General features: G+C 52.1%; 29 protein-coding genes. 6 read left to right on the top strand and 23 right to left on the bottom strand.

Annotated features, from left to right (window positions below; all coding sequences use genetic code 11):
- Positions 1-16 precede the first annotated feature (16 nt).
- Entirely contained in the window at positions 17-760 is a 744-nt protein-coding gene (locus EVJ21_RS11435; protein WP_131490568.1) for a FixH family protein, read from the bottom strand.
- Positions 761-1,039: 279 nt separating this feature from the next.
- Between EVJ21_RS11435 and EVJ21_RS11430 the strand changes: the two genes are divergently transcribed.
- A complete protein-coding gene (locus tag EVJ21_RS11430) occupies positions 1,040-2,236 on the top strand; it encodes a LysM peptidoglycan-binding domain-containing protein (protein WP_071398801.1) in 1,197 nt (398 codons plus the stop codon).
- Between the two features lie 89 nt (positions 2,237-2,325).
- A complete protein-coding gene (locus tag EVJ21_RS11425; protein ID WP_131490567.1) occupies positions 2,326-2,610 on the top strand; it encodes an LlsX family protein in 285 nt (94 codons plus the stop codon).
- A gap of 34 nt (positions 2,611-2,644) precedes the next feature.
- Here the strand turns inward: EVJ21_RS11425 and EVJ21_RS11420 are convergent, their stop codons facing one another.
- From EVJ21_RS11420 to EVJ21_RS11375, 10 genes are read right to left on the bottom strand one after another with little or no spacing between them, the layout of a single operon-like run.
- Positions 2,645-3,655 (bottom strand): ThiF family adenylyltransferase, encoded by a 1,011-nt coding sequence (locus tag EVJ21_RS11420; RefSeq protein WP_131490566.1) that lies wholly within the window; start codon positions 3,653-3,655, stop codon positions 2,645-2,647.
- Positions 3,652-4,116 (bottom strand): cyclic pyranopterin monophosphate synthase MoaC, encoded by a 465-nt coding sequence (gene moaC, locus EVJ21_RS11415; protein WP_131441220.1) that lies wholly within the window; start codon positions 4,114-4,116, stop codon positions 3,652-3,654. The genes EVJ21_RS11420 and moaC overlap by 4 nt, the downstream gene beginning before the upstream one ends.
- Positions 4,117-4,120: 4 nt before the next feature.
- Positions 4,121-4,348: a MoaD/ThiS family protein gene (locus EVJ21_RS11410; protein ID WP_035385838.1), complete on the bottom strand. Its 228-nt coding sequence runs from the start codon at positions 4,346-4,348 to the stop codon at positions 4,121-4,123.
- The gene (locus tag EVJ21_RS11405; protein ID WP_070328109.1) at positions 4,345-4,800 is read right to left on the bottom strand and encodes a molybdenum cofactor biosynthesis protein MoaE; all 456 of its coding nucleotides are present in this window, start codon (positions 4,798-4,800) and stop codon (positions 4,345-4,347) included. The genes EVJ21_RS11410 and EVJ21_RS11405 overlap by 4 nt, the downstream gene beginning before the upstream one ends.
- Entirely contained in the window at positions 4,778-5,257 is a 480-nt protein-coding gene (gene mobB / locus EVJ21_RS11400) for a molybdopterin-guanine dinucleotide biosynthesis protein B (protein ID WP_131490565.1), read from the bottom strand. The genes EVJ21_RS11405 and mobB overlap by 23 nt, the downstream gene beginning before the upstream one ends.
- Entirely contained in the window at positions 5,233-6,468 is a 1,236-nt protein-coding gene (locus tag EVJ21_RS11395) for a molybdopterin molybdotransferase MoeA (RefSeq protein ID WP_131490564.1), read from the bottom strand. Before EVJ21_RS11395 ends, mobB begins: the two co-directional genes overlap by 25 nt.
- On the bottom strand, positions 6,468-7,016 hold the full coding sequence (locus EVJ21_RS11390; protein WP_131465873.1) for a molybdenum cofactor guanylyltransferase: 549 nt from the start codon (positions 7,014-7,016) through the stop codon (positions 6,468-6,470). The genes EVJ21_RS11395 and EVJ21_RS11390 overlap by 1 nt, the downstream gene beginning before the upstream one ends.
- Positions 7,013-7,516, bottom strand: a complete 504-nt coding sequence (locus tag EVJ21_RS11385; RefSeq protein WP_131490563.1) for a MogA/MoaB family molybdenum cofactor biosynthesis protein — start codon at positions 7,514-7,516, stop codon at positions 7,013-7,015. Before EVJ21_RS11385 ends, EVJ21_RS11390 begins: the two co-directional genes overlap by 4 nt.
- Positions 7,517-7,520: 4 nt before the next feature.
- Positions 7,521-8,531 carry a GTP 3',8-cyclase MoaA gene (moaA, locus tag EVJ21_RS11380; protein ID WP_131490562.1) on the bottom strand — a complete coding sequence of 337 codons (1,011 nt, stop codon included), beginning with the start codon at positions 8,529-8,531 and terminating at the stop codon, positions 7,521-7,523.
- A 59-nt stretch (positions 8,532-8,590) separates the two neighbouring features.
- Positions 8,591-9,907: an MFS transporter gene (locus tag EVJ21_RS11375; protein ID WP_131490561.1), complete on the bottom strand. Its 1,317-nt coding sequence runs from the start codon at positions 9,905-9,907 to the stop codon at positions 8,591-8,593.
- Positions 9,908-10,129: 222 nt separating this feature from the next.
- On the opposite strand from EVJ21_RS11375, the gene EVJ21_RS11370 reads away from it, so the two are divergent.
- Positions 10,130-10,642, top strand: a complete 513-nt coding sequence (locus EVJ21_RS11370) for a hypothetical protein (protein ID WP_236633528.1) — start codon at positions 10,130-10,132, stop codon at positions 10,640-10,642.
- On the opposite strand, the gene EVJ21_RS11365 is transcribed toward EVJ21_RS11370, so the two are convergent.
- From EVJ21_RS11365 to EVJ21_RS11335, 6 genes are all read right to left on the bottom strand, one after another.
- Complete coding sequence (locus EVJ21_RS11365; RefSeq protein WP_070328101.1) at positions 10,643-11,335, bottom strand: Crp/Fnr family transcriptional regulator; 693 nt, start codon at positions 11,333-11,335, stop codon at positions 10,643-10,645.
- A gap of 303 nt (positions 11,336-11,638) precedes the next feature.
- Entirely contained in the window at positions 11,639-12,145 is a 507-nt protein-coding gene (locus EVJ21_RS11355) for a QcrA and Rieske domain-containing protein (protein ID WP_070328099.1), read from the bottom strand.
- 20 nt (positions 12,146-12,165) lie between these two features.
- Positions 12,166-12,708: a 4Fe-4S dicluster domain-containing protein gene (locus EVJ21_RS11350; RefSeq protein WP_070328098.1), complete on the bottom strand. Its 543-nt coding sequence runs from the start codon at positions 12,706-12,708 to the stop codon at positions 12,166-12,168.
- The gene (locus EVJ21_RS11345) at positions 12,705-14,951 is read right to left on the bottom strand and encodes a molybdopterin oxidoreductase family protein (RefSeq protein ID WP_070328097.1); all 2,247 of its coding nucleotides are present in this window, start codon (positions 14,949-14,951) and stop codon (positions 12,705-12,707) included. Before EVJ21_RS11345 ends, EVJ21_RS11350 begins: the two co-directional genes overlap by 4 nt.
- Positions 14,944-15,231 (bottom strand): hypothetical protein, encoded by a 288-nt coding sequence (locus tag EVJ21_RS11340; RefSeq protein ID WP_141737228.1) that lies wholly within the window; start codon positions 15,229-15,231, stop codon positions 14,944-14,946. Before EVJ21_RS11340 ends, EVJ21_RS11345 begins: the two co-directional genes overlap by 8 nt.
- The gene (locus EVJ21_RS11335; RefSeq protein WP_131490560.1) at positions 15,212-16,327 is read right to left on the bottom strand and encodes an MFS transporter; all 1,116 of its coding nucleotides are present in this window, start codon (positions 16,325-16,327) and stop codon (positions 15,212-15,214) included. Before EVJ21_RS11335 ends, EVJ21_RS11340 begins: the two co-directional genes overlap by 20 nt.
- A gap of 133 nt (positions 16,328-16,460) precedes the next feature.
- On the opposite strand from EVJ21_RS11335, the gene EVJ21_RS11330 reads away from it, so the two are divergent.
- The gene (locus EVJ21_RS11330) at positions 16,461-16,832 is read left to right on the top strand and encodes a DUF3221 domain-containing protein (RefSeq protein ID WP_131465863.1); all 372 of its coding nucleotides are present in this window, start codon (positions 16,461-16,463) and stop codon (positions 16,830-16,832) included.
- Here the strand turns inward: EVJ21_RS11330 and modB are convergent.
- The 6 genes from modB to EVJ21_RS11300 all read right to left on the bottom strand — a co-directional run bounded on the left by modB (position 16,829) and on the right by EVJ21_RS11300 (position 23,003).
- Complete coding sequence (modB, locus tag EVJ21_RS11325) at positions 16,829-17,470, bottom strand: molybdate ABC transporter permease subunit (protein ID WP_131465861.1); 642 nt, start codon at positions 17,468-17,470, stop codon at positions 16,829-16,831. The two genes, EVJ21_RS11330 and modB, sit on opposite strands and share 4 nt — an antisense overlap.
- Entirely contained in the window at positions 17,467-18,204 is a 738-nt protein-coding gene (gene modA, locus EVJ21_RS11320; RefSeq protein ID WP_070328092.1) for a molybdate ABC transporter substrate-binding protein, read from the bottom strand. The genes modB and modA overlap by 4 nt, the downstream gene beginning before the upstream one ends.
- A gap of 110 nt (positions 18,205-18,314) precedes the next feature.
- A complete protein-coding gene (gene ric, locus EVJ21_RS11315) occupies positions 18,315-19,022 on the bottom strand; it encodes an iron-sulfur cluster repair di-iron protein (protein WP_070328091.1) in 708 nt (235 codons plus the stop codon).
- Between the two features lie 148 nt (positions 19,023-19,170).
- Complete coding sequence (aceA, locus tag EVJ21_RS11310; RefSeq protein ID WP_070328090.1) at positions 19,171-20,451, bottom strand: isocitrate lyase; 1,281 nt, start codon at positions 20,449-20,451, stop codon at positions 19,171-19,173.
- A 66-nt stretch (positions 20,452-20,517) separates the two neighbouring features.
- The gene (locus EVJ21_RS11305) at positions 20,518-20,814 is read right to left on the bottom strand and encodes a hypothetical protein (RefSeq protein WP_070328089.1); all 297 of its coding nucleotides are present in this window, start codon (positions 20,812-20,814) and stop codon (positions 20,518-20,520) included.
- Entirely contained in the window at positions 20,811-23,003 is a 2,193-nt protein-coding gene (locus EVJ21_RS11300) for a malate synthase G (protein WP_131490559.1), read from the bottom strand. The genes EVJ21_RS11305 and EVJ21_RS11300 overlap by 4 nt, the downstream gene beginning before the upstream one ends.
- Positions 23,004-23,183: 180 nt before the next feature.
- Between EVJ21_RS11300 and EVJ21_RS11295 the strand changes: the two genes are divergently transcribed.
- Both EVJ21_RS11295 and EVJ21_RS11290 read left to right on the top strand, forming a co-directional pair.
- Positions 23,184-23,630: a MarR family winged helix-turn-helix transcriptional regulator gene (locus EVJ21_RS11295; protein WP_131490558.1), complete on the top strand. Its 447-nt coding sequence runs from the start codon at positions 23,184-23,186 to the stop codon at positions 23,628-23,630.
- A complete protein-coding gene (locus tag EVJ21_RS11290; protein WP_131441238.1) occupies positions 23,627-24,262 on the top strand; it encodes a nitroreductase family protein in 636 nt (211 codons plus the stop codon). Before EVJ21_RS11295 ends, EVJ21_RS11290 begins: the two co-directional genes overlap by 4 nt.
- The last annotated feature ends 27 nt before the right edge of the window (positions 24,263-24,289 follow it).

Genomic DNA, 24,289 nt, shown 5'->3' with positions numbered 1-24,289 from the left:
TGCGCCGATCGATTTTTTATTTGACTTCGACTGTCTCCATGACGTGTTCATGAATGTCGTGTCCTTTCGTCACATGGACTTGGACGTTGTACGTACCGGTCTCCGAGAACGTATGCTCACCCGCATAGCTTCCGTTTTCCGTTTCCTCAAGCTTCACCCAATCGTGCTTATCCGCACCGTCTTTGAATACTTCAAGTTGAACGTCCGCACCTGTCAGCGCCTCATGGTCAATTTCAACGTTGACTGTGAACGGGCTCGCTTCATTCGCCGTCACTTGCTTTGGATCGAGCGTGATGTCAGCCCCGGCGTGTTGGTGATGGTCTGATTCAGCCTCAGCTTCCGTTTCTGGATGACCGACCGTCACGTTCGCTGTCGGCATCGTATGCATCGCCCGCGCCGTCACGTGGACTTGGACCGTATAGACCGCTTCATCCGCAAACGTTGCTTCCGTCTCATAGACCCCGTCTTCTGTGAGCGCAGCTTTCATCATCTCACTCTCTTCTTTGGCGCCGTTCTTCCACACTTCGAACTTGATCTCGTCCGCATCATCGACCCCTGTACCGTCTTGCGTGACGCGAACCGATAATGTGACCGCTTCATCTATTTCCGCTGTCGCCGGTACTTTCAATTCTGCTTCGACGGGCTCCATCGACTGCACCGTCTCCGTCGCATTGTCCGCCTCTTCTGTCCCACATGCCCCAAGGACGAACAGACCGATTATTCCTGTCGCCATCCCGATTCGTTTCACTGTTTGTTTCATTATGAATCCCCCCTAGTTAATCGCTTACACGTTTCACACATTGTTCATGATATCATCCTTTTTCAGGAATTGTGTGATGATTTTGTGATATTTACCACGTCTTCCGCTCATAAATTGAACACAAAATTTGAGAGTCATTATCCAAAAATTCCTTTGCCTATTTTTAGGATTATAACGTGTTTCGGAACAAAACGGGGTATATAAAATATATACACAGCTCAATATATGGAAAGCCTTGACACCAAGATACATACACCAAGAATGGAGGCGAAAGGAAAAATGAAGAGCAAATTTGTACGGTTATTGATGGCCTTGTTGATCCTGCTGGCACCGTTAGTCACCTATCCAAAATCAGCTGATGCCGCTGCTTCGAAGTTCATAACGAGCGTGAACACGACGAGTAAAGTCGTGGCGTTGACGTTTGATGACGGAGCGGATGGTGCGAATACGAACAAGATTTTGGACATACTTGCCAAGAACAACGTCAAAGCCACTTTCTTTTTGACTGGAACCGGCGCCAACCACCATCCTCAATACATTAAAAACATCGCAGCTAAAGGTCACCAAGTAGGTAACCACTCGTACAGCCACCCATACTTCACCCAGTTGACCGCCACTCAAATGAAGACCGAACTCGACCGTACCGAAGCAATCGTTAAGTCACTGACCGGCAAAACGACAAAACCGATCTTCCGGGCTCCGTTTGGCGCCGTGAACAGCGCCGTCTTGAGCGGTGTCGGCGCTGCCGGCTACGCTTATACGATCCAATGGAACATCGATACGATTGACTGGAAAGGACTCACTGCTAGCCAAATCAATACGAAAGTCCAAACGAACATCAAACCAGGATCGATCGTCCTCATGCACACCGGTGCTGGTGCGCCAGGCACACCGCTCGCCTTGCCGACGATGATCTCGCAACTGAAAGCAAAAGGCTACAAATTCGTGACAGTTTCCCAATTGCTCGCTTACCAATCTACTTCAACCTCTAAAACGTATACTGTCAAATCAGGCGACACGCTCTATAGCATCGCTCGGGCTTACAACGTCACAGTCGCTGCACTCGCTGCCGCCAACAAGATCACGAACTACAACTTGATCAGTGTCGGTCAAGTGCTCGTCATTCCAGGAACAAGCGTCACGCCACCCCCAACGACGACTGTCAAATATACGGTAAAAGCAGGCGATACACTCTACAAGATTGCGACACTGTACAAAACGACCGTCGCCAAAATCGCTGCTGCCAATAACATCACCAACATCAACCTGATCAGCGTCGGTCAAGTCCTGGTCATCCCAGGAACAACCGTCACTCCTCCGCCAGCGACGACCGTGAAGTATACCGTCAAGTCAGGCGACACGCTCTATAAGATTGCGACGACATATAATACGACCGTCGCCAAAATCGCTGCCGCCAACAACATCACGAACATCAATTTGATCAGCGTCGGTCAAGTGCTCACGATTCCACGCTGAGCAAGTGTAATGTATGAAACTTTTTTATCAAACGCCTCGTAAATGGAAATTAAGAATGATTCATCCATTCATTGAGGGGAGAAATTGAAATGGGACGAACGATGCTACGTCTTGGAATCGAAACAGTAATCGGAATCGGGTTATCTACCGTTATCTTCTTTACTGTGATTTGGCTAGGTTATTCCGATGCGCAAACGACCGGAGATCCAATCACATTCGCTAATATCGAAATTTTTCGAGTGACGAACGAGAACGAAATAGCGAATAACGAAAATATGACTTGGATTGGAATTGTGATCACGGGTGCTTGTATCGCATTGGTTGAGACGTATCGTTCTCTTCGAAAGAATCGGTATGCAAAAACAGCCGCATAAAAAAGATGTCCATCGGCCTCGATGGACATCTTTTTTATGCACCGAGACACTCATCGACCATGGCGACCGCAACATGCGGGTCGTTGACACCGTGGACGAGGACCCGACCATCTTTGAATAAGAGCATCCGGTGACCTCGCCACCGCCATTCTAACGTGAATGGCGTCTTTTTCATTGTGATGTCAGCGCGCTCAAGTTGGTTCGCGATCGGCTCAAGTCCTTCGATCGACCGACGAACTTGAACAACATCACGTCCGCATAGAAGAGCCGTCTGTTGCCGGTTCGAGACGAGACTCGGATACTCGTTCTGTTGGCACGACGGACACGCCGCGTCGACAAGCCGTTCGACATCGAGTCGTTGCGACTGATTTTCCCATAAGTCCTCAATCAAAAGTCGACGTTCCAATTTCTCATGTCGCCCCGTCAAATATTTCAACGCCTCGACAGCTTGCCGGCTCGCGACGTGGTGGACGATTGGCGCCACGACTCCGGCTGTCGCACACGTCTGCCCAGCGAGCGGCAAGTGGCGCATGAGACAGCGGAGACAAGGTGCCTCACCCGGCAATACGGTATAGTTCATGCCATACGCCCCGACGCAAGAAGCGAACAAGAACGGAATGCCTCGCTCGAGCGCGAAATCGTTCAACAACAGACGTGTCTCGACGTTGTCCGTCGCGTCCAAGACGAGGTCGACGTGAGGCAAGGGACGAAGCCAGTCCCACGAGACGTCGGCGATGTGCGCGTCGATTTCAACGTCTCCGTTGATTGCTCGCAACCGCTCAAGCGCAGCGATTGCTTTCGGCGTCTCCGCTGTCGCGTCTTGTTCCGTATACAGCGTTTGCCGTTGCAGGTTCGTCACTTCCACATAATCCCGGTCGACGATGACGAGTCCGACACCGGCCCGAACGAGCTGATCGGACACAGCCGCACCGAGCGCACCGAGACCGACGACAAGTACGCGCTTTGTCATCAGTTCCGCTTGCCCGTCCGCCCCGATTCCATGAAAACGGGCTTGCCGTGCATAACGTTCCGACAGGTGTGTCATCGGATATAGTCTCCTGACTTCCCGCCGTGCTTCTCGAGCAAATAGGTCGGTCCAATGACGATGCCTTTATCGACGGCTTTCGTCATATCGTAAACGGTCAACGCCGCAATCGTCGCGGCCGTCAATGCTTCCATCTCGACACCGGTATCACCTTTTGTTTTGACGAATGATTCGATGATGAGATCGGTGCCGTCCCATTCAAACGTTAAATCAATTTTCTTCAAGGCGAGCGGATGACACATCGGGATGATCCGGCTCGTCTCTTTGGCGGCCATGATTCCGGCTACTTGCGCCACAGCGAGGACGTCACCTTTCTCAAGCCCGCCGTTTGTGATGAGCTGTTTGAGCGAACTACTCAATTCGACTGATGTCCGGGCGCGAGCAGTTCGCGTCGTTTCTTCTTTTCCTGAGACGTCGACCATCCACGCTCGTCCCTGTCCATTCATATGCGTCAATTCCATCGTGTCACCCTCCACTCACCATCGGGATCACAGCGACCGTGTCGCCGGCCTCGACCACATACTCGTCAGTCTCATAGCGTTCGTTGACCGCGAACATGAGACGCTCTGCACCCGACACGCCCCTGTCCGACAATCCTTTGCGCAGGGAAGCGATTGTTTGCGGAGCGGGAACTGTATAAGATCGAACTGACAATTCTTCTGCCACGTGGGCAAAACATAATACTTTAATCATTTAAGCGTCACTCCTTCCGGGCGTCCAGGCTGCTGTTCTTTTTGATCTCCGATCCATTTCGTGCCATCCGTCCAGTGCTCCCGTTTCCAAATCGGGACAATTTCCTTAATTCGTTCGATTGCGTACCGATTCGCCTCGTAAGCGTCGGCGCGGTGGGCCGAGCTTGTCGCAATCACGACTGCTTCTTCCAAAATATCGAGCCGGCCAATTCGGTGATGAATCGCAGTTAAAGCGCCAGGCCAACGCTCATCGACTTCTTTCGCGATTTGTTCGAGCATTTTCTCGGCCATCGGCACGTAGGATTCGTACTCGAGCAGTTCGGTCTGTTTCGTTCCGGTCATCTCCCTTACCGTTCCGATAAACAGGACGACGGCCCCGACGTTTCGGTGCCGGACCGCTTCGTAGAGTGCCATCGGCTCGAGGGGACGTTCATTCACTTGATACCAGTTCATATGCCATCCACCCTTCCACCGAACTCATCAAGCGATTCCGGTCTTTCACGGAATCACCGATTGCGATCACATTCGTCAAGTTGACCGGTTGTTCAAAACCTTCTCGAACGAGTACCACTTTCGGATAGTTTTTCTGCTTGTAGCCTTCAATGAGCAGCACATCGACGTGCGCTTCATACCAATTCACGAGTAATTCAAACGTGTCGACGGCTTTCCACTCGATGAACGTCCCGTTCTCACTGATCACACTCGATAACACGGCTCCGGCTAGGGCGTGGCGATGCGAGTCAGTCATTGGCAGGTCGAGCGCCCCTCCATGTCCGTGGTGTTTGATCACCCCGACACGGAACCCCGTCGCCGACAACCGTTCTGTCAGCTCGGAAACGAACGATGTCTTTCCGCTATTTTGATAGCCGACCACTTGCAAGATCGTCAAAGTTGATCGATGATTCGACATCGTACCATGTCCCCTTTCTGAAATCCTCTCGTCCCGCCCGGTAGATGGATCAACGCGTTACATGACGCGAGTGAGGAGACGATACCCGACTTATCTTTTCCGCTCGGATGAACGACCGCGTGTCCGGTCGAATCAATCGTCACATGGGCACGTACGAACCGGTCGAACGGATTCGGTTTCGAAAAATCAACACCGAGTTCCGCCTGTACGACCGTACGCTCGGCTTGTCCATATAGCGTCTTCATATATGTCCCGACAAACAATTCCGTACCGACGAAGCAAGCGGACGGATTCCCGGATAACCCGAACAACAATCGGCCTTCGACGTTCGCGACCGTCGTGACGGACCCCGGGCGCATCCCGACTTTGTTGAACAATACAGACGCACCGAGTGCTTCGTAAACGTCCGGTAAGTAGTCAAAATCTCCGACCGACACTCCACCCGTCGTGACGATGGCGTCACTCGTGTGTAGCGCTTCTTCGATCGCATGTTTCGTCGCGGGAAACGTATCGGGAAGAATCCCGCCATATACCGCTTTCCCGCCGAGCGCCTCGATCTGAGCAAGAATCATATAGGCGTTGGAATTGTAAATTTGACCCTCAGCTTTTCTCTCCCCTGGTTCGGAGAGTTCATCCCCTGTCGCGAACACGGTAATCCACGGTTTTGTGAACACCTCGACCCGCTCGTAGCCGAACGTCGCGAGCAAGGCAATGATGCCGGGGTTGATACGGGTGCCACGATTCACGATATGAGCACCGGTCGCCACGTCTTCCCCACGATAGGAGATGTTTTTATCTCGGACAGGACGTTTGAACGTTACTCGTTGTTCATCCGCCTGAACGATTTCGAGCATGACGACCGCGTCTGCCCCGTCTGGGATTTTAGCACCCGTCATGATGCGGATGGCGTGACCGTCTAACAGCGGTGGGCCGACGTGCCCCGCTCCTTGCACGTATTGAACGGACAAGGTCACCGGCTCGTCACGGCTCGCTGACATCAAGTCGACAGCTCGGACGGCAAAACCGTCATACGGCGATTTATCAAAGGCTGGGACGTCATGCGTCGCGATGAGGTCCGTCGCGAGAATACGTCCATTCGCCTCATGCAGCATGACTGTCTCTATTGCGGGCTCACCCGTCGCTTCTCGGACGAGTGATATCGCTTCATCGATTGCGAGCGGTTTGCGAAACAACGTCGATACCTTCTCCATCAGTCCACTTCCTTCCGTAGCACCGCCGCATATTCGCTCGGTGTGTTCACATTTTTAAACCAATCCCGTTCATCAAACGTGACGATCGTCGCGGCTGCTACATGAGGCATGACCGCCCGCTCGCCTCGTCTTAACGCGTCTTCAAATCGTGGTAACATCGACCGCGGATACAAGGCGATGAGCGGATGCAGTCTGTCGTCCGCAACAGCGACAACCGGGCGACCATCTCGTTCTAAGGCGAGCCGCTCATATACTTCTGAAGGAAGCAGTGGCGTGTCACACGCACAGACAGCGTACCAGTCGTCAGGCTTTTGACGCATCACGGTGACGATGCCGGCGAGCGGTCCCATGCCTCGCCATTCGAAAGTATCTTCAAGCTGATAATCGTCGGTCACCATGCCAGCTGGTACGACGCTCCATTGTGCTGTCGTCGTCGAGACGAGCGTCTGCCTGGCTCGTTCTTCAAACGAGGCGCCTTGATAACGGGCCTGCCATTTCGGAGATCCGAACCGGCGCGACCGGCCCCCTGCCAAGACGATTCCAATCATCGCGTCGCTTCCCAGACGACGTGCGAAAGTTCAGGTAAAATCAATCGTGTCATCGCCAAATCGACGGCTCCGCGTGAACCTGGCATCGAGAAAATGATGGTATTTCCAATGCGTCCAGCCAAGGCCCGTGACAACATCGCAGCCGGACCGATGTCTTCCGTGAAGCTGACATGACGGAACAACTCACCAAAGCCGACCATTTCGCGGTCGAGCAGCGGCCGGATCGTTTCAATCGTGACGTCACGTTTTGTAATACCCGTACCGCCGGTCGTCAAGATGACGTCCATGTTTTCGTCGACCATTCGTTTGACGGCCGCTTCGATTTCTGTCGCATCGTCTTTTGTGATCTCACGATATGTGACCGTGTGCGCGTTCTCTTTTAATAACGTGCAAATATGTTCGCCAGACACGTCCGTATCGAGCGTGCGTGTATCTGAAATCGTTAAAATGGCTGCCTTGACGCTCTTCATGTTTTGATGTGCGTGATTGTGTGCTTGCATGTCTCTATCCTCCGATATAACTCATTTCAATACGATTGCGTGTCCGATTCCCTGTCCGTGTTCGCTCTTCTGAATAACGGTCGTCGCGTACTTCCCACACCATCTTCAGTGTCATGGCGATGAGATCATCGCTCGCCCCGCTGCGGAGCAGTTCACGAATATCAGTCCCGTCTTCAGCGAAAAGACACGTATACCATTTACCGTCACTCGACAGGCGGCCTCGCGTACACGTCCCGCAGAACGGTTGACTGACCGATGAGATGAAACCGACTTGCGCTCCATCGGTGTAACGGTAACGTTGTGCGACTTCTCCTAGTGATTCAGGTGCAAGTGGTTCGAGTAATCCATTTCGTTGTTTCAACACCTCGAGAATCGATTCGGAAGAAACGACATGCTCGACGTTCCACTCGTTCGCCGTGCCGACGTCCATGAATTCGATGTATCGGAGCGTGATATTTCGCTCTTTGAAATAAGCGGCCATCGGCGCGACTTCGTGATCGTTCCATCCTTTTCGGACGACCATATTCACTTTCACTTCAAGACCTTGCCGTTTCGCCTCATCAATGCCACGGAGGACTGCCTCCGGTGACGTGCCCCGACCGTTCATCATCCCGAACGTCTCGGGCGACAAGGCATCAAGACTGACGTTAACCCGGTCGAGCCCGGCTTGTTTCAATACTTTAGCCATTCGCTCCAAGTAGACGCCGTTCGTCGTCAAACCGATCGTCTCGATCGTCGTGACGTTGCGGAGGCGGCGAATCAACTCATCAAGATTTGGCCTGAGCAGCGGTTCGCCCCCAGTCAAACGAATTTTTCTCACACCATGTGGCGCAACGATGCGAACGAACCGCTCGATTTCGTCAAACGACAACAGCTCATCTCGTTTTAAGAATTGATGGTGGCGGAACGCCTCTTCCGGCATACAATAGCGGCAACGGAAGTTACATTTATCAATGACCGAGATGCGTAAATCTTCTAACGGTCGTCTCCGTCGATCAGTCCATGGTGTCATCATGATTCATCCTCTCTGTCAATCAACGACAGAAGGGACTATCAAAGTCCCTTCCTCGGTTGTCAGCGAATCGGTTTTTCAGCCCCGCTTCGCAAGTAGTAGTAAATCGTGGTCGCGATCGAAATCGCATAAAGTCCGAGCATGACGAACAGCGCACCGTTGAATGAGCCGACGAGTTCAAGCGACCAACCGAACATCTTCGGAATGAAGAACGCTCCATATGCCGCGAATGCTGCCGAGAACCCGACAACGGCTGGTGTTTTCGTCGCCACGAACACGTGTGGGATCATCGCGAACGTCGCACCTGAGTTGAGGCCGGTCGCAATGAACAAGACGACGAACGACAAGAAGAACATCGTCAAGTTGTTGTTCGTGATGGCCATGATGACCGATATCGTCCCGAGCGCCATGATACCGAACACGACGAGCGTCACCTTGGCCGCTCCGACCTTGTCGCTAATCCAGCCTCCAAACGGGCGCGAAGATGCGCCGAGGAACGCTCCTAGAAACGCAAGCGCCATCAAATCCGATTCAGGGAATTTCAACTTCAAAATCATCGGGAATGCTGCCGCATAGCCGATGAACGAGCCGAATGCAGCGGTATAGAGCAACGTTTGAATCCAGAAATGCTTTTCTTTGAATACACTCGCCTGATCACGGAGCGACTGGCGTGCGGTCGGTAAATTATCCATAAACCAATACGCACAGAGAGCCAACACAATCGTCGGGACGACCCAGAGGAGCGCGGCGTTTTGTAGCCAAATCTGTTGACCGGTCTCCGTCACAAGCGCGTTCCCGCCGATGAACCCGAAAATACTTGTCGTAATGACGAGCGGAGTGATCAATTGAACGAGCGAGACACCCAAGTTTCCGATACCTCCGTTAATGCCAAGCGCCGTTCCTTTTTTCGCTTTCGGATAAAACGCACCAATGTTAGCGTTTGAAGAAGAGAAATTCCCACCTCCGAGGCCACAGAGGGCGGCTAAAATCATGAATATCCAATAAGGTGTGTTCACGTTCTGGACAGCGTAAGCGATGCCGAGAAGCGGCAACAACAGCACCGACGTCGAGAAGATCGTCCAGTTCCTTCCGCCGAATATACTGTTCGCAAACGTATAGAAAAAGCGCAACGTCGCCCCGACGAGTCCAGGTAGTGCGGCCAATGTGAACAACTGACCTTGTGTAAAGCTAAACCCGATTGAATTCAATTGAACGGCCGCGACCGACCACATCTGCCAGACGATAAACGCGAGTGTCAATGCCGGAACGGAGACGAGCAAGTTCCGATTGGCGACTTGTTTTCCCGTCCCTTCCCAAAACCCTGCATCCTCTGGCGTCCACTCGGCGAGCGCGTGCGATCCTTTGTCTAATTGTTGCATTGTCTATTCCTCCTCTTAACGGTTCAATTCGTACCCTAATCCCATCCTATCGACCCCCCTATAAAAAAAGTGTGCCTTCTTTCACACTTATTTCGCATTTTGATAGTTTTAATTGCCCTGTCATCAATCTGTGACAATATCTTCTTCTTTTTGTTTCTGTGACATTGAACACAGAAAATCCCTCCCCAATTCCTTACGATAAGGAATAGAGGAGGGATGAAGATGTCACATCTGATTCAAATTCAATGCACACCAGAGGTTCGACTGGCGCTGCAACCATATTTCTATAGTCAAGACGGTGCCCACGTGTTTCGTGTCTTCGGCACGTCGATTGCCGAAGCTACGTTTACAGAGGACGGGATCGAGCTGACGTTTCCACTCGAAAGCCCGATGGAAGAGCTAGAGGCACTTCACAACTTGCTCGTTCGAATCGATACCCACCACGACGTAACGATTGAGGATTCAAAAGCTGTCATTGGCTATTTAAGAGACGGGACGACGGTAACCGTCTACCGCCAGTTCAAACGCTGGCTAGACTTTTTAGCAGCCGCCCGTGTCCGTTCGATGGAAGGCGTCGTCGTTGAGGTCCGCGCAAACGGCGTCAAACTTGCCGAAGGTGTACTCCGGTCTTACGAACTGGTTGAAGACGGTGCGTTTTATGTATCGGCCTGCACAATCGAGGCCGACGGATTAGAACATTTCGAAGGCGAGCTAGCGCTTGCCGCCGTCATGTGATCAATCGATGACACAGACCGAGACGGGACAGTCTTCACAATGGTTGAGTAGCTTTAACCGTGCTAGGTCATGGATGATGATTTGACGAGACGGCAACGAGATGACGCCGTCTTGCGCGAGCTCGTTCAACATACGGTTCACGCGTTCACGCGATGTGCCGCAATAGTTGGCGAGCTCTTGGTTTTTGAGTTTCAAATCGATGAGAATTCCATCTTCCACTTCAACCCCGTAACTGTTCGCCATCCGAATGAGCGTCGAGTAGAGCGCTCCCTTTTTCCCGTTCAATACTAAGTCTCGGAATTTTGTATGTTGTTTCCGCATATGTTCATTGATCATAATCATGAACTCGCGAACAAACTCAGGATTTGACGATAAAATCATCGTTTCAATCCGGTCAATTTTGACGGCATAAATCTCGCTATCCTCTAACGCTTTCGCGTTGAATAAATATCTTGGTTCGATCGCGAATAGCGTCAATTCTCCGCAACAAGCCTCCGCACTCAAACAACGTAACGTCAACTCTTTCCCGTTCTCGGTCAATTTCGAGATTTGGATCAGTCCGCTTTTTACAATATAAAATTCAGACGCATCCTCCTGCTCCCGAAACAAGAAACCATTTTTTGGAACATGGATGATCCGATGGGCCAATTTTTTCGTTTCATCGAGCACCATCGTTTTACTAGAGTGAGTCATTTCCACCGACCTTCCTAAAAAAAACCTGTGCAATTTAGAAGCTTGACTTCATTTTAAACACAAATACCTTTGAAACGCAATCAACATTTGGAAGCGCTTCAAAGGGCAGGTTATTATTTATCACTATATTCAATTTTCTTCCAATATCGATATAACAATATAATCAAGCCGACATTTATAATGGCGATGCTCATGAATAGACGCATCGAGGCGTGGTCATACACCATATAGCTTTCGATTGTATATTGAAATAGAACCATATTCGTTGCCAATAAAATGACAAGACCGATTAAACTCCATACTTTAGGCCCCATGATGAATCTCTCTTCCGACCGCAAAGATCTTCCCGTTCTCGATCTCAAGCAAGATTTTAGGAAGTTCTCGCTGTGGCGGTCCTGACTGCGGTTGACCGTCGACGCTAAAATAACCGCGGTGGCATGGACATAAGAGCACGTCTTCTTCTTCCACATAGAACACCGGACACTGTAAATGCGTACATTTATTATTATAGGCGACAAATTCGCCGGTTTTCAAATGGACGAGAAGTGACGGTTCCGTGCCCGGATATTCGAATTCAAGCGATTTTCCCTGTTCGAGCGCCTCGACCGTCGTGATGAACTGACGGTCGGTTCTCGGCTCGCTGCGGACGAAAGTTGCGATATTGAACGGGATTGTCGCGAGACCGAGCGCGATGCCGGCACCGAACGTCGACTTGATGAAGGCGCGGCGATTCAATTTCACATCGTCAGCTCGGCTCAAGTTATCAACGAGTCCGGATAAGCGTTCCCGGTCTTTTGGTTCTTTTGACATAAGTCATCTTCCTTTCTTCCTCAGTCGGAATAGACGCCAAAGAATTCAGGGACGTAATTCCACTTATCGTCTTGGGATGGTTTTTTCCCTTCAATCATGTTCATTTGCACGCGCTGGCGGCGCAATTGCATCATCTCGTCATGATCGATGAAGCGAATCGCATCCGACGGACAAACAGACGCACACATCGGCGCGATATCATGTTTTGAGCGGTCATAGCACATGTCACACTTGTACATCTTGTTCTTCTCAAAATCGAACTTCGGAATCCCGAACGGGCAGGCGAACGTACAGTTGCGGCAGCCGATACATTTTTCTTCCGAAGCGGACAACACGACGCCTTCTGGCGTGATTTGAATCGCATTGGCCGGGCAGACCTGGGCACAGGCCGGATTTTTACATTGCATGCAGATCATCGGGAACGTCTGACGGCTCTCCGAGAAATCGATGTAGTCAACGTAGTTCCGCTCGAGCCCATCGTGGTCCCCGCATTCCCGACAAGCAGCTTGACAGGCCCGACAGCCGATACAGCGTTCAAATTCTAAATACATGACCTTATTCATTTTGTAGGAACCTCCTCATCCATGATGTGACAGCTCGTCGCAATCGCATGGTCCGCCATGAACGGCACGCTCGAACCGAGTGGAACCGTCAACGGGTTAACGTGCAGCGGGGTGTTAGCCGGCAATTTTTTCATTTTAACCGCACATACTTTGAATTCGGGCATGCGTGACATCGGGTCAAGGCACGGATTCGTCAATTGGTTGATCGCGAGCTCTTTGCCCCAGTGGTAAGGGACGAAGACCGTGTCTTTTCGAATCGCTTTTGTTAAACGTGCTTCGACGATCATGGAGCCGCGGCGTGTCTTCAATTCGACTTTGTCTCCCGTTTGAAGACCATAGCTTGATGCGAGCTCAGGATGAATCTCAACGAACGGCAGTTTTGACATCGTGCTCAAGAAATCGATGCGTCGTGTCTGGTTCCCCGTAAGGTAGTGGAAGACGACCCGACCTGTCGTGAGCGTGACCGGATATTCTTCATTCGCGTATTCTCCCGCCGGACGATACGTGACGACCGGTAGATTCGCCTTCCCGTTCGCCGTCCCAAAGCGCTCTTTGAACATCGTCGGTGTACCAGGATGATCTTCGGACGGACACGGCCAGAACACGCCGTATTCGTTGTCGATCCGATCCCACGTGATACCGGAATAATCAGCCGGTCCGCCTTTCGTGGCGATCCGGAACTCTTCCCAAATCTCAAGCGGTGTTTCGTACGGGAAGTATTGTCCACGGCCCATTCGTTCCGCGATTCGTTTCATGATTTCCCAATCTGGGAGCGACTCTCCGAGCGGTTCACGGACTTTTCGAATCCGAATCACTCGTCCTTCTAAATTCGTTGTCGTCCCTTCATCTTCCGCCCAAGAACAAGCAGGCAACACGACGTCCGCGAACTCACAAGATTCGGACATGAAGAAGTCACTGACGACGAAGAAGTCAAGCTTGTTGAAACTGTCCCAGACGTATGGAAGGTTCGGTGCCGACACGGCCGGGTTCGAGCACATGAGATGCATCGCTCGGATCGTCCCAGCTTGAATTTCATCAAACATCTCGAACGCGGAAACGCCTGGTTTCGGCATTTCGGAAGGATCGATGCCCCAGACCCCGCTCACATATTCGACCGCTTTCGGGTCGGTGAGTTTGCGGTATCCTGGCAACAAGTCGGCTTTTTGTCCGTGCTCGCGCCCACCTTGTCCGTTGCCTTGTCCGGTCATCGTCGCAACGCCAGAGGCGAATTTCCCGATCATGCCACGCAGAAGTGCCATCGATGTGTAGAGCGATACGTTGTCGACCCCTTTTGACTGTTGCTCGACACCACGAGCGAACAACATGACTGATCGTGGGCTCTTCCCATAAATATGACCAGCTTTTTCAATTTTTTCGATCGCGACCCCAGTCACTTCGCTCGTTCGTTCGAGCGACCAGTCCCGGACCGACGCCTTCAACTCTTCGTAGTTATCGCAGCGTTCGTCTACGTAAGCTTGATCGACGTAGTCGTGTTCGACGAGGAAGTTGAGCAACCCCATCGCGAGCGCCGCATCCGTTCCCGGTTTCAAATCGAGGTGGACGTCGGCCACGCGTGCCATCGGAATCTCGCGTGGGTCGGCCACGATGATCTTGGCCCCTTTATCTTTTGCTTTCCAAATATGTTGCGTCGTCGTCGGATGACATTCGGCGATGTTCGAACCGGCGACGAAGAACGTGTCGACGTGCTCAAACTCGGTCCACGGCAGCGTCGCCCCGCGGTCGATCCCGAGCGTCTTCAAAAATCCGCCGGCAGCCGACGACATACAGAAACGTCCGTTATAGTCGATGAACCGTGTCCCGAGCGCTACGCGAGCATACTTCCCGACGAGGTAACACTTTTCGTTCGTCATCGAGACACCACCGAAGACGGAAACCGCATCTTTTCCATGCTCCCGTTGGATCCGTTTGAAGTTCTCTTCAATCACGTCGAGCGCTTCTTCCCATGTCGCTTGTTCAAACTTTCCGTTCCGTTTGATGAGCGGTGTCAAAATGCGGTCTGGGTGCTCGATCGTCTGATAGGCAGTGACCCCTTTCGGGCAAAGCTTTCCTTTGTTGACCGGAAAATCATAGCGGGGTTCAACCCCTTTGACGGCCCCAGTCTTCTCATCGACGCGAATGTGCATGCCGCACTGCATCCCGCAGTAGCAACAATGGGTCGTAATCAATTTCTCGCCCGGTTTGATTAAATTTTGTACTTCTGGCGACGTTAAAAAGTCACTCATCGTCTTCCCCTCCATAGAACGTTTCCGCTCTTCGTTTTGAAAATCCACTGACGTGATAGCCGTTGATCGTTTGAAGCGGATAATGCATTCCGTCACTTCCAGACCGTCCTAACGCCGAATCGAGACGGGCCCGACGACGACAGGCATGACAGAGATCTTGGACCGTGTGTGCCTCGTCTACTTTCACGAGTTGATCCGACCCTTCGAGCAATTGTTTCACTTGTTCGATCTCTTCATGCGTACCCATCGGTTCTCCGCATTTAACGCACAGGTGTCTCATCTTTCGTCTCCTTTGGGCGCCCGAATCCCGGCATCGACATGCCCGTGTTCGTATCGACCGGGTGTGTCGGCAACTGACCGTTCATTAAATTCAACTGCATCTTCACGCGCATCGAACGGCGACACGGTTGGCAATAGTCAGACAGTTGTGTCCCATCCCGCAAACCGAGTTGGATCGTCTGCGCTTTTAGAATCGCCTGGACGTCCTCGACTTGATTGTCCGTCGCATAGCGTGTGCCACATCCGGCACAGACGCGTGTCTCGTCCGCTTCGACTTCCCGATAGTTCATCGGTACACTAGCAGCCATCGGGCGGACCGGTAAGTGAAACAGCTTGCCGAACGGGAAGTAACATAAAAAGATGATGACCGTCAATTGATGGAACAAGGCGAGCTCATGATGGATAAATCCACCGAAGAACACGTACGAAACAGTTAATAACAAACCCGATACAGTGACGATGAGCAACATGAGGAGCGGCAAAATATCAAACTCGAACCGCTGTGTCACTTTTACGTCTTGATCGTTGATGCGGCGATAAAGCGCCATGAGCACCCCGACTAAAAGCATGAGCGCGGTGATGTTCAAGCCGTTATAGACCATCTCGGCGAACAGCCCGTGAGCGGCCATCTTGATCGTCGGAAGATTAAAGACGACGATTTGATACGTCTCGATGTCGATCAAATCAAAACGCATCCATTGGAACGTCAAACCGAACGTGATGGCGAACGATCCGAGGCATCCCCAAGCGATTAACATATGCTGGGTCCAGCGGTACCATCCACGCTCCCAAATAAATTTCTGCAAGACGATGTTGTTGACCGTCGTCGCGGCGATCGCTTTACTGGCCCGCTTCTTTTCTGATTTCATCTGTTTGAGACTTCGCTTCAACACTTGCGAGGTGGCCGGCCGGGCAAAGAATAACGTCAACCGGACGACCATCCCGATCATACAGATGACGGCCGCAATGTAATAACCAAACAACGCCATATCCACATGCTCAAATCCTGCCGAGGCAACCCACGTCGAGAGCACCAAGACGGTAAATCCTACGAACGACCACTTCGCGGCGGTCGAATAAAAATGACGATCAGTCATATGTGTTCCCCCTTCTCTTTCCGAACGACTTCATAGTTTCATCATAAAGATGACATCTAGACTTAACTGTTACTTTTTTCACAGATAAGCGATTCGAGACGTGACAGAATAATGAACGAAGGAGGCGCACGCTATGAAATCTTCTATTAAAATATTTTTGTTTCTGACCATCACGGCCATGCTCGTCGTCTTTTCCATCGGTTTCGTCTTCGCCAACCGGGCGACGACCGAACCGGACGTCGAAGGCTATGTGATCGAAGTGAATGAATCTGACCGCACCGCCCTCATCATCAGCGGCATAAGTGCGGACGAGGCAAAACTAACCGCTGATGCGTTGTTCGCACGAGCCGACCCTGAAAACGTGAGCTGGTTCAAATTTCAAGTGAAGGCAACGTTCGAACAGATTGAGGTCGGCGACCACGTTCACATTTGGAAAAAGACCGGTCCGAGCATTCTCAACACTCCGAACCGATCTTATGTGAAAAAAGTCGACGTGCTCGACTAATATTGACGCTTTCCGTAACGTTCGCTCAGCCACAAGACTAAAAACGCCAGGCCGACCAACCATCCGCTCCAAATGAGCGCTTGGGTCATGTCCCCGTTTAACGTGGCCATATAAATCGCTGTGGCGAGCGTCATCGTCTCGCCCGGAATATTCCCAGCAATCATCATCGTGATACCAAATTCCCCGATCGAACGGGCAAATCCGAGGACGAATCCGCTCGTCAAAGCGGGTAAAAGAAGCGGAATCGTGACATACGTGAACAATTGACGTTCCGTTCCACCGAGCACGCGACCGGCCTCGTACCATTCCGCATCCAACTGTTTTAACCCGAGCCGAATCGTCTGGTAGACGAGCGGGAAAGCCGCCAAGGCAGAGGCGATGATGTTCGCTTGTTTCGTGAACAAGATGGTAACCGGCAACAGTCCCCCGATCCCGTTGTTGCCAAGAACGATCAACGCGTATAAACCAATCACGGTCGGCGGCAAGATGAGCGGCAATAAAAATAGCGTCTCGAGCAACCATTTCCCTTTAAACTGGCGATGATGCATGAGATAGGCGGCCCAGAACGCGAGGACGAAGGCAAGCATCGTCGCGATAAACCCGACTTCGAAAGTAAGTTGCAGTGGGGACTGCGTCATTTAGAAAACCCCTTTGCTAAAAAAATCGCTTGAATATCGTCATCGAATAAACGCTCATATACGTCACGCACATATGGACCATGCGTCAAACGGACAGCCGGATAGGAGATGATGCCGGTCGCTTCAAGCGAGACGGCTTGAATCGCTGCGACACCTTCTGTCAGCTCTGTTTTATACACGAATCCCCCATTCGCATCCCCTTGCTCGACGAGCGTAAGCACTTGTCTCACGTTTTGGGCAAAGATAATCCGAGATTTCACCTGTCCCCATACTTCCGCTTCATCCAACGCCGTTTTCGCATAACGGCCTGCCGGAACGTTCACCGGGTCTCCAATGACGATTCGGGCGCACAACTCCAATTCCTGCCACTCACTCGTGCAACTTTTTCCCTTTGGGGTCACAAACCACAACTCGTTTTTCAAGAACGCATCCCGGTCTAACACGGGCACCTGCAACTTGTCGACATCCTCCTCACTAGCGGCTAAAAAGATGTCAGCCGGAGACCCGTGATTGATTTGGGATCGTAAGGCGCCACTCCCGTTCGTGACGACGCGGATGTCGACGTCGCCGAGTTCGGCTTCAAGTTGTCGTTCCACATGCTCTAGGACTGGTCCTAAACTCGCCGCCGCTAAAATCGTCACGGTCTCGTCATGGGCGCCAGAAGGACTTGACCAGATTTGACTCAATAACAGGACGACCGCTACCCCGACGATGACTCCACTCACCCGCTTCATGATTGATCACTCCTTTGCTTCTCCTTTATCGTAGCGATTGACTCGCGTTCCTTCTGTATCAAATGTCACAAAAATACACCTCCACGTGATGGAGGTGTAAATTGTATCTGTCAGACAAGCGTACGTGCACGCGGGAACAAAACATTGTTCTCAAGGTGAATGTGTTCGAACGTATCTGATTCTAGTGCCTCTAGACGTTGGTAGACGAGTCGATACGTCCCACACGCACCTTCAGGCGGCGTATAGTCGTTCGTAATGTGACGAAGTTCTTTCAAAATGTCACCGGCCGCTGCATGTTCCGACTCGAGCGCTTCTAAAATGGTCATAATCTCACGTTCCGTCTCAGCCGTCGGTGCCGACTCATGTCGAAGCAACATCGGGAAGTCTTCCATCTCTTCTTTGACGATATGCTGTTCAAGCTCCACTTTCAATTGATTGAACAACTGATGGATGCGTCCAAGGTGTGGATGGTTTTGTCCATGCACGCGGAATACTTTCGTCACATATGGTGTGAGCTGTGGCAATTCATCCGTCAAAAATTGGTGATGCTTATAAATAATATGCTCAATCAATTCCGAAGACGAAGCTGCATCCCAATCGATGCTCGTTTCGTTCATCTCCTGTTTGCGTCGATAGAGCGCGTTGACTTCTTCTAAAATATCTTCCGTCGATCGTTTCGACTTGTCTGTCGCTTCAGCGAGCGGTCGATTGCCTCCGCAACAAAAATCGATTCGATTCCGTTTAAAAATGTCTGCTGCTTGCGGGCATTGCTTGACGATTTCAGATACGTGCGTGTCGCTCGTGAATGTTTGTGTCATCTGTCATAACCTCCATGTTCGTTTTGACATGTTCAGCGTAGCAAGCGTTCAACTTTAAAAATGTGAAATACGTCACATTTAAGCAACTAAAATCGCCTCGTTCCATATTTAGACACACAAAAAAAGCCCCTTTTTCAAGGGGCGTTCGTCAATGTGATGGCGTTTCAAACTGTTCCGCCTCGGTCGATCCAGCGAGCGCGGTCGTCGACGACTGTCCGCTCGAGATGACGAGTGAGACTTCATCGAAGTAGCCGGTGCCGACTTCACGCTGATGGCGCGTCGCCGTGTAGCCGTGTTGTTCGGCCGCAAATTCGGCTTGTTGTAACTCAGAATATGCTGCCATCCCACGATCTTTATAGCCGCGGGCGAGCTCGAACATGCCGAAGTTGAGCGAATGGAACCCGGCGAGTGTGACGAATTGGAACTTGTAGCCCATCGCCCCAATCTCTTGTTGGAACGTCGCGATCTCGTCGTCAGACAGCTTCTTCTTCCAGTTGAACGAAGGCGAACAGTTGTAGGCGAGCATTTTTCCAGGATACTTCGCATGGATTGCGTCCGCGAACTGGCGTGCTTCTTGCAAGTCCGGTTCCGATGTCTCGCACCAGACGAGATCGGCGTAAGGAGCATAGGCGAGACCGCGGGCGATCGCCTGCTCGATGCCGGCCTCGGTCCGGTAGAAGCCTTCCGGCGTCCGGTCGCCGACGATGAACGGATGGTCAATCGGGTCGATGTCACTTGTGATCAAGTTGGCCGCATGCGCGTCCGTCCGGGCGACGATAATCGTCGATACGCCCATGACGTCTGCTGCTAGGCGCGCCGCGATCAAGTTTTTCACAGCCGTTTGCGTCGGGAGCAATACTTTACCGCCGAGGTGACCACACTTTTTCTCCGAAGACAGCTGGTCTTCTAAGTGGACACCGGCCGCACCAGACTCGATCATCGCTTTCGTCAGCTCGAAGACGTTGAGCACACCGCCGAACCCAGCTTCCATATCGGCGACGATCGGCGCGAACCAGTGCGTATCCCCTTTCCCTTCCGCCGTTTGAATCTGATCGGCCCGTTGCAGCGCCTGATTGATTCGCTTGACGACGCTCGGTACCGAGTTGGCCGGGTACAGGCTTTGGTCCGGATACATATGCCCTGATAAGTTCGCATCAGCGGCGACTTGCCAGCCGCTTAAGTAGATGGCCTCAAGCCCCGCCTTCACTTGTTGGATCGCCTGATTTCCGGTGAGCGCCCCGAGCGCGTGGACGTAATCCCGTTTGTGGAGCAGGTCCCACAGACGTTCCGACCCTTTCGTCGCGAGCGTATGTTCGATCAAGACCGATCCACGAAGCTTCATGACGTCGTCGACTCCGTACGGACGCTCGACCCCGTCAAACCGTTCCGACTGAAAAACCTTCTCGAGTTGCATGCGTTGTTCATTCATTGTTATTCCTCCTGTATTATATTAGTTTTGTTTTAATTAAATTGTTATATAACAGATGTTGCAAACTTAATCCAAGTAGGCGCAGCATTCGAGTGCCGACTTGAACGTCGAATGTTCCATCCCACAACTGCGGCAGACGTTTTCCTCGTCCCGCTCTTCTGGTTTGCGGAATACGACGACTTCCTCGACCGGTTCTTTCATGATTTGGAGCGAACCGTCCGTCCGATCGAGCACGAGGCGCATCAAGTCGTTGCCATATACGAATGCGGTATTGGCGAGCGTCGCTGTCGACTCTCCAGAGACGATGCGGCGGACGACCCAACGTTCGATTAACTGTTCGCTTTCGATTTTTTTCGTTGTCATGATGATGCTCCTCCTTTTAAGTTCAATTCAAGTGTCGACTGTGTCAAAAACTGACGGCGGCGGCGATGCAAGATCGGTTCCGTGTACCCGCTTGGCGAATCCGTTCCTTGGAACACTAAGTCTTTTGCTGCTTGATACGCGATCGAGTCGGTCACGTCCGGCGTCATTGGCCGGTAGTTCGGGTCGGCCGCGTTCTGCTTGTCGACGACTTCAGCCATCCGGTACATCGTCGCTTCGACTTGCTCACTCGTACAGACACCGTGATAGAGCCAGTTGGCCACGTGTTGGCTCGAGATGCGGAGCGTCGCCCGGTCCTCCATCAACCCGATATGGTGGATGTCCGGCACTTTCGAGCAGCCGACACCTTGCTCGACCCAGCGGACGACATAACCGAGCAGCCCTTGCAGGTTGTTCTCGAGTTCCTCCCTCACTTCATCGTCTGTATAGACGCGTGTCGCGAGCGGAATCTCGAGCAGGCGTTTCCGTTCGCTGTCGATATCGAACGATCGTTGCACCAACTCCCGTTGGACACGGAACGCATCCACTTGATGGTAATGGAGCGCGTGGAGCGTCGCGGCCGTCGGCGACGGGACCCAGGCGGTCGTCGCGCCGGACTCAGCATGGGCGACTTTCTCCCGCATCATGTCGCGCATCTTATCAGGCATCGCCCACATCCCTTTGCCGATTTGGGCTTGTTGATAGAAGTCGGCCGCGAGTCCGGTCAAGACGTTCAAGCGTTCGTAGGCATCGAGCCAAGCCGACGTCTTCATCTCGCCTTTCTTGCGCATCGGCCCGAACGTGAGCGACGTATGGATCTCGTCACCGGTCCGGTCAAGAAAACCGGTGTTGATGAAGACGATCCGCCCCTTCACGCGTTCGATGCAGTTTTTCAAGTTGAGCGACGTCCGTCTCTCCTCGTCCATCACACCGACTTTGAGCGTATGGCGCGGCAAGTCGAGCACGTCTTCGATCGCGTCGAACAAGTCGTTCGTGAACGTGACTTCCTTTGAACCGTGCATTTTCGGTTTGACGATGTAGATTGACCGTTCCCGCGAGTTCCGTTTTGAGTCGAGGTGACGGCTCGCGATCAGTGACGTGAAGATGCCGTCAAGGATTCCTTCCGGTACTTCCCTTCCTTGATTGTCGAGCATCAAATCTGTCGTCATCAAGTGACCGACGTTCCGAATGAACAATAAAGAGCGTCCCGGCAGCACGACGTCTCGTCCGTTTCTGCCTGTGTAGCGGCGGTCTTCATTCAGTTGGCGCTTGAGGGGCTTGCCGCCTTTCGTGAACGTCGCTTCGAGCGTGCCGTCCATCAGTCCGAGCCAGTTTTTGTACAGGTGGACCTTGTCCCGAGCGTTGACGGCTGCGACCGAGTCCTCACAGTCGACGATGGCCGATAAGGCAGACTCGAGTTCGATATCGGTGAGCCCTGCCCCATCCGTGCGGCCGATCGGATGGTTCCGGTCAAATTTCAGTTCGGCGTGGAGGCCGTTATGGACGAGCACTAAGCTCGTCGGACTGTCCGGATTCCCGACGTAACCGACGAAACAGTCATTGCTGAACGGGACGTCTTGTCCGTTGATGATGGCGTATGGTTCATCGGCGCGAACCGCGTATCCTTCCGCGTCCCGGTGCGAACCCGTTAGAAGCGGGAACGTGTCGTCGAGGTATTGTTTGGCGTAAGCGATGACCGCTTCGCCCCGGACCGGATTGTAGCCGGCCGACTTCGTTTTTCCGTCCGCTTCATCGATGACGTCCGTTCCATACAGCGCGTCATAAAGACTTCCCCAGCGTGCGTTCGCCGCGTTCAGTGCATAGCGTGCATTGTCGAGCGGGACGACGAGCTGTGGTCCGGCTTGCTGTGTGATCTCCGAATCGACACCTGAGACGTCGATACTAAAATCAGGGACGACCGGTTCGATGTAGCCGATCGATTGGAGGAAGCGTTCGTAGCTGACAAGGTCAAAGTCTTGTTTCTGTTCGCTGTACCACTTCTGTAACAGTCGCTCAAACGACTCCCGTTCGTGAAGCAACGCCTCATTTCGAGGAATGAACTCGTCTAGTATGCGCTCGACTCCTTGCCAAAACTGATGCCCCGTCTCTGCTCCTGGCAATACATGAGCCGAGACGAAGTCGAGGAGCTCCTGATGTACGCGATAAGTTCCTACTTGTGTATACTGTTCCAAGCCTTCACATCCTCCCGTATTCGTTGTTATATATCAGTTGACTTTAATATAGACTATTATATAACAGTTTGGCAACAGGTTTTTTTAAACTTTTTATTTGCCGGCAATCGAAAAACACGTTAGGATGAATTACATGACCCATCAATGATTGAGTCATCAATTAGTTAAGGAGGGTTATGGATGCGCGAATCTTGTTCGCCTAGCGACCAAATTCTCTACAACGTCATCACTGTACAAAAAGAACTCAGCCAGCTGTTCGATACCGAAATGGGTGGCCTGAGCCTGACCCGATACGATATTTTGAGCAACTTGAATCACGTCGGTCCACTTCGCCAACGCGAGCTGCAACAGCGCGTCGATGTCGATCACGCGGCCATCACCCGTCACTTGAAACAACTCGAGACGCAAGGGCTGATCGCCCGTGAACGATGTCTTCAAGACAATCGCGTCATCTACGTCGACTTGACCGAGCTCGGTCGCGACAAAATTGCACATTGGACCGAGCAAAAGAAGTGCTTATCGGACCGACTTTTTGTAAACATGAAGGTAGAGGAGCAACAACATTTGCTCGACCTGTTAAATACGTTACAACACAACATTCAACACGAAAGGAAGACCCTAATATGAACACGACAACACAGAAAGACTTTATGGAGATTGTAAAAGGACGCCGTTCGATTCGCGTCTATGACGAGAGCGTCAAAATCTCGAAAGACGAAATGACACAAATCCTCGAGGAAGCGACGACAGCACCGTCTTCGCTCAACCTTCAGCCATGGCGCTTCGTCGTCATCGACAGCGCCGCCGGAAAAGAGACACTCCTCCCGCTCGCGAGCTTCAATAAGCGTCAAGTCGAGACGTCATCGGCTGTCATCGCCATCTTCGCCGACTACCAAATGGCCGACTACACGGAAGAGATCTTCAATTCGGCTGTCGAGCGCGGCCTGATGCCTCCTGAAGTCCGCGACCGCCAAGTCGACATGATCAAAGGCATCTTCAAAGACGCACCGAACGAAATGATCAAAGACAGCATCTTGCTCGACTCAGGCCTCGTCGCGATGCAGCTCATGCTCGTCGCCCGTGCCCACGGCTACGACACGAACCCGATCGGCGGCTACGATAAGAAGAATATCGCCGAAGCGTTCGGTCTCGAGAAAGAACGCTACCTCCCGGTCATGCTCCTCTCGATCGGCAAAGCCGCGGAAGAAGGTTACCCGTCGGTCCGTTTCCCAATCGACCGCATCACAGACTGGAAATAAGCAAAAGCTCAATCGCGTCGAGGCGAT

It is taken from the genome of Exiguobacterium sp. SH0S2 (genome assembly GCF_004337185.1).
GTDB classification, from domain to species: Bacteria; Bacillota; Bacilli; order Exiguobacteriales; family Exiguobacteriaceae; genus Exiguobacterium; species Exiguobacterium aurantiacum_A.
Note: the sequence above shows the minus strand (reverse complement) of the source record. Positions and strands in the feature narration are given on the sequence as shown.

Coding starts and splice junctions, on each gene's coding strand:
- EVJ21_RS11330 (WP_131465863.1), top strand. CDS start 16,461: ATGAAATCTTCTATTAAAATATTTTTGTTTCTGACCATCACGGCCATG.
- moaC (WP_131441220.1), bottom strand. CDS start 4,116: ATGGAATTGACGCATATGAATGGACAGGGACGAGCGTGGATGGTCGAC.
- mobB (WP_131490565.1), bottom strand. CDS start 5,257: ATGTCGAATCATCGATCAACTTTGACGATCTTGCAAGTGGTCGGCTAT.
- EVJ21_RS11335 (WP_131490560.1), bottom strand. CDS start 16,327: ATGACTGATCGTCATTTTTATTCGACCGCCGCGAAGTGGTCGTTCGTA.
- EVJ21_RS11405 (WP_070328109.1), bottom strand. CDS start 4,800: ATGAACTGGTATCAAGTGAATGAACGTCCCCTCGAGCCGATGGCACTC.
- EVJ21_RS11435 (WP_131490568.1), bottom strand. CDS start 760: ATGAAACAAACAGTGAAACGAATCGGGATGGCGACAGGAATAATCGGT.
- EVJ21_RS11350 (WP_070328098.1), bottom strand. CDS start 12,708: ATGAATAAGGTCATGTATTTAGAATTTGAACGCTGTATCGGCTGTCGG.
- EVJ21_RS11355 (WP_070328099.1), bottom strand. CDS start 12,145: ATGTCAAAAGAACCAAAAGACCGGGAACGCTTATCCGGACTCGTTGAT.
- EVJ21_RS11410 (WP_035385838.1), bottom strand. CDS start 4,348: ATGATTAAAGTATTATGTTTTGCCCACGTGGCAGAAGAATTGTCAGTT.
- EVJ21_RS11295 (WP_131490558.1), top strand. CDS start 23,184: ATGCGCGAATCTTGTTCGCCTAGCGACCAAATTCTCTACAACGTCATC.
- EVJ21_RS11370 (WP_236633528.1), top strand. CDS start 10,130: ATGTCACATCTGATTCAAATTCAATGCACACCAGAGGTTCGACTGGCG.
- modB (WP_131465861.1), bottom strand. CDS start 17,470: ATGACGCAGTCCCCACTGCAACTTACTTTCGAAGTCGGGTTTATCGCG.
- EVJ21_RS11340 (WP_141737228.1), bottom strand. CDS start 15,231: ATGAGACACCTGTGCGTTAAATGCGGAGAACCGATGGGTACGCATGAA.
- ric (WP_070328091.1), bottom strand. CDS start 19,022: ATGACACAAACATTCACGAGCGACACGCACGTATCTGAAATCGTCAAG.
- aceA (WP_070328090.1), bottom strand. CDS start 20,451: ATGAATGAACAACGCATGCAACTCGAGAAGGTTTTTCAGTCGGAACGG.
- EVJ21_RS11375 (WP_131490561.1), bottom strand. CDS start 9,907: ATGCAACAATTAGACAAAGGATCGCACGCGCTCGCCGAGTGGACGCCA.
- EVJ21_RS11395 (WP_131490564.1), bottom strand. CDS start 6,468: ATGGAGAAGGTATCGACGTTGTTTCGCAAACCGCTCGCAATCGATGAA.
- EVJ21_RS11385 (WP_131490563.1), bottom strand. CDS start 7,516: ATGCAAGCACACAATCACGCACATCAAAACATGAAGAGCGTCAAGGCA.
- EVJ21_RS11365 (WP_070328101.1), bottom strand. CDS start 11,335: ATGACTCACTCTAGTAAAACGATGGTGCTCGATGAAACGAAAAAATTG.
- EVJ21_RS11290 (WP_131441238.1), top strand. CDS start 23,627: ATGAACACGACAACACAGAAAGACTTTATGGAGATTGTAAAAGGACGC.
- EVJ21_RS11390 (WP_131465873.1), bottom strand. CDS start 7,016: ATGATTGGAATCGTCTTGGCAGGGGGCCGGTCGCGCCGGTTCGGATCT.
- EVJ21_RS11305 (WP_070328089.1), bottom strand. CDS start 20,814: ATGACAACGAAAAAAATCGAAAGCGAACAGTTAATCGAACGTTGGGTC.
- moaA (WP_131490562.1), bottom strand. CDS start 8,531: ATGATGACACCATGGACTGATCGACGGAGACGACCGTTAGAAGATTTA.
- modA (WP_070328092.1), bottom strand. CDS start 18,204: ATGAAGCGGGTGAGTGGAGTCATCGTCGGGGTAGCGGTCGTCCTGTTA.
- EVJ21_RS11420 (WP_131490566.1), bottom strand. CDS start 3,655: ATGACACACCTGTCGGAACGTTATGCACGGCAAGCCCGTTTTCATGGA.
- EVJ21_RS11430 (WP_071398801.1), top strand. CDS start 1,040: ATGAAGAGCAAATTTGTACGGTTATTGATGGCCTTGTTGATCCTGCTG.
- EVJ21_RS11425 (WP_131490567.1), top strand. CDS start 2,326: ATGGGACGAACGATGCTACGTCTTGGAATCGAAACAGTAATCGGAATC.
- EVJ21_RS11345 (WP_070328097.1), bottom strand. CDS start 14,951: ATGAGTGACTTTTTAACGTCGCCAGAAGTACAAAATTTAATCAAACCG.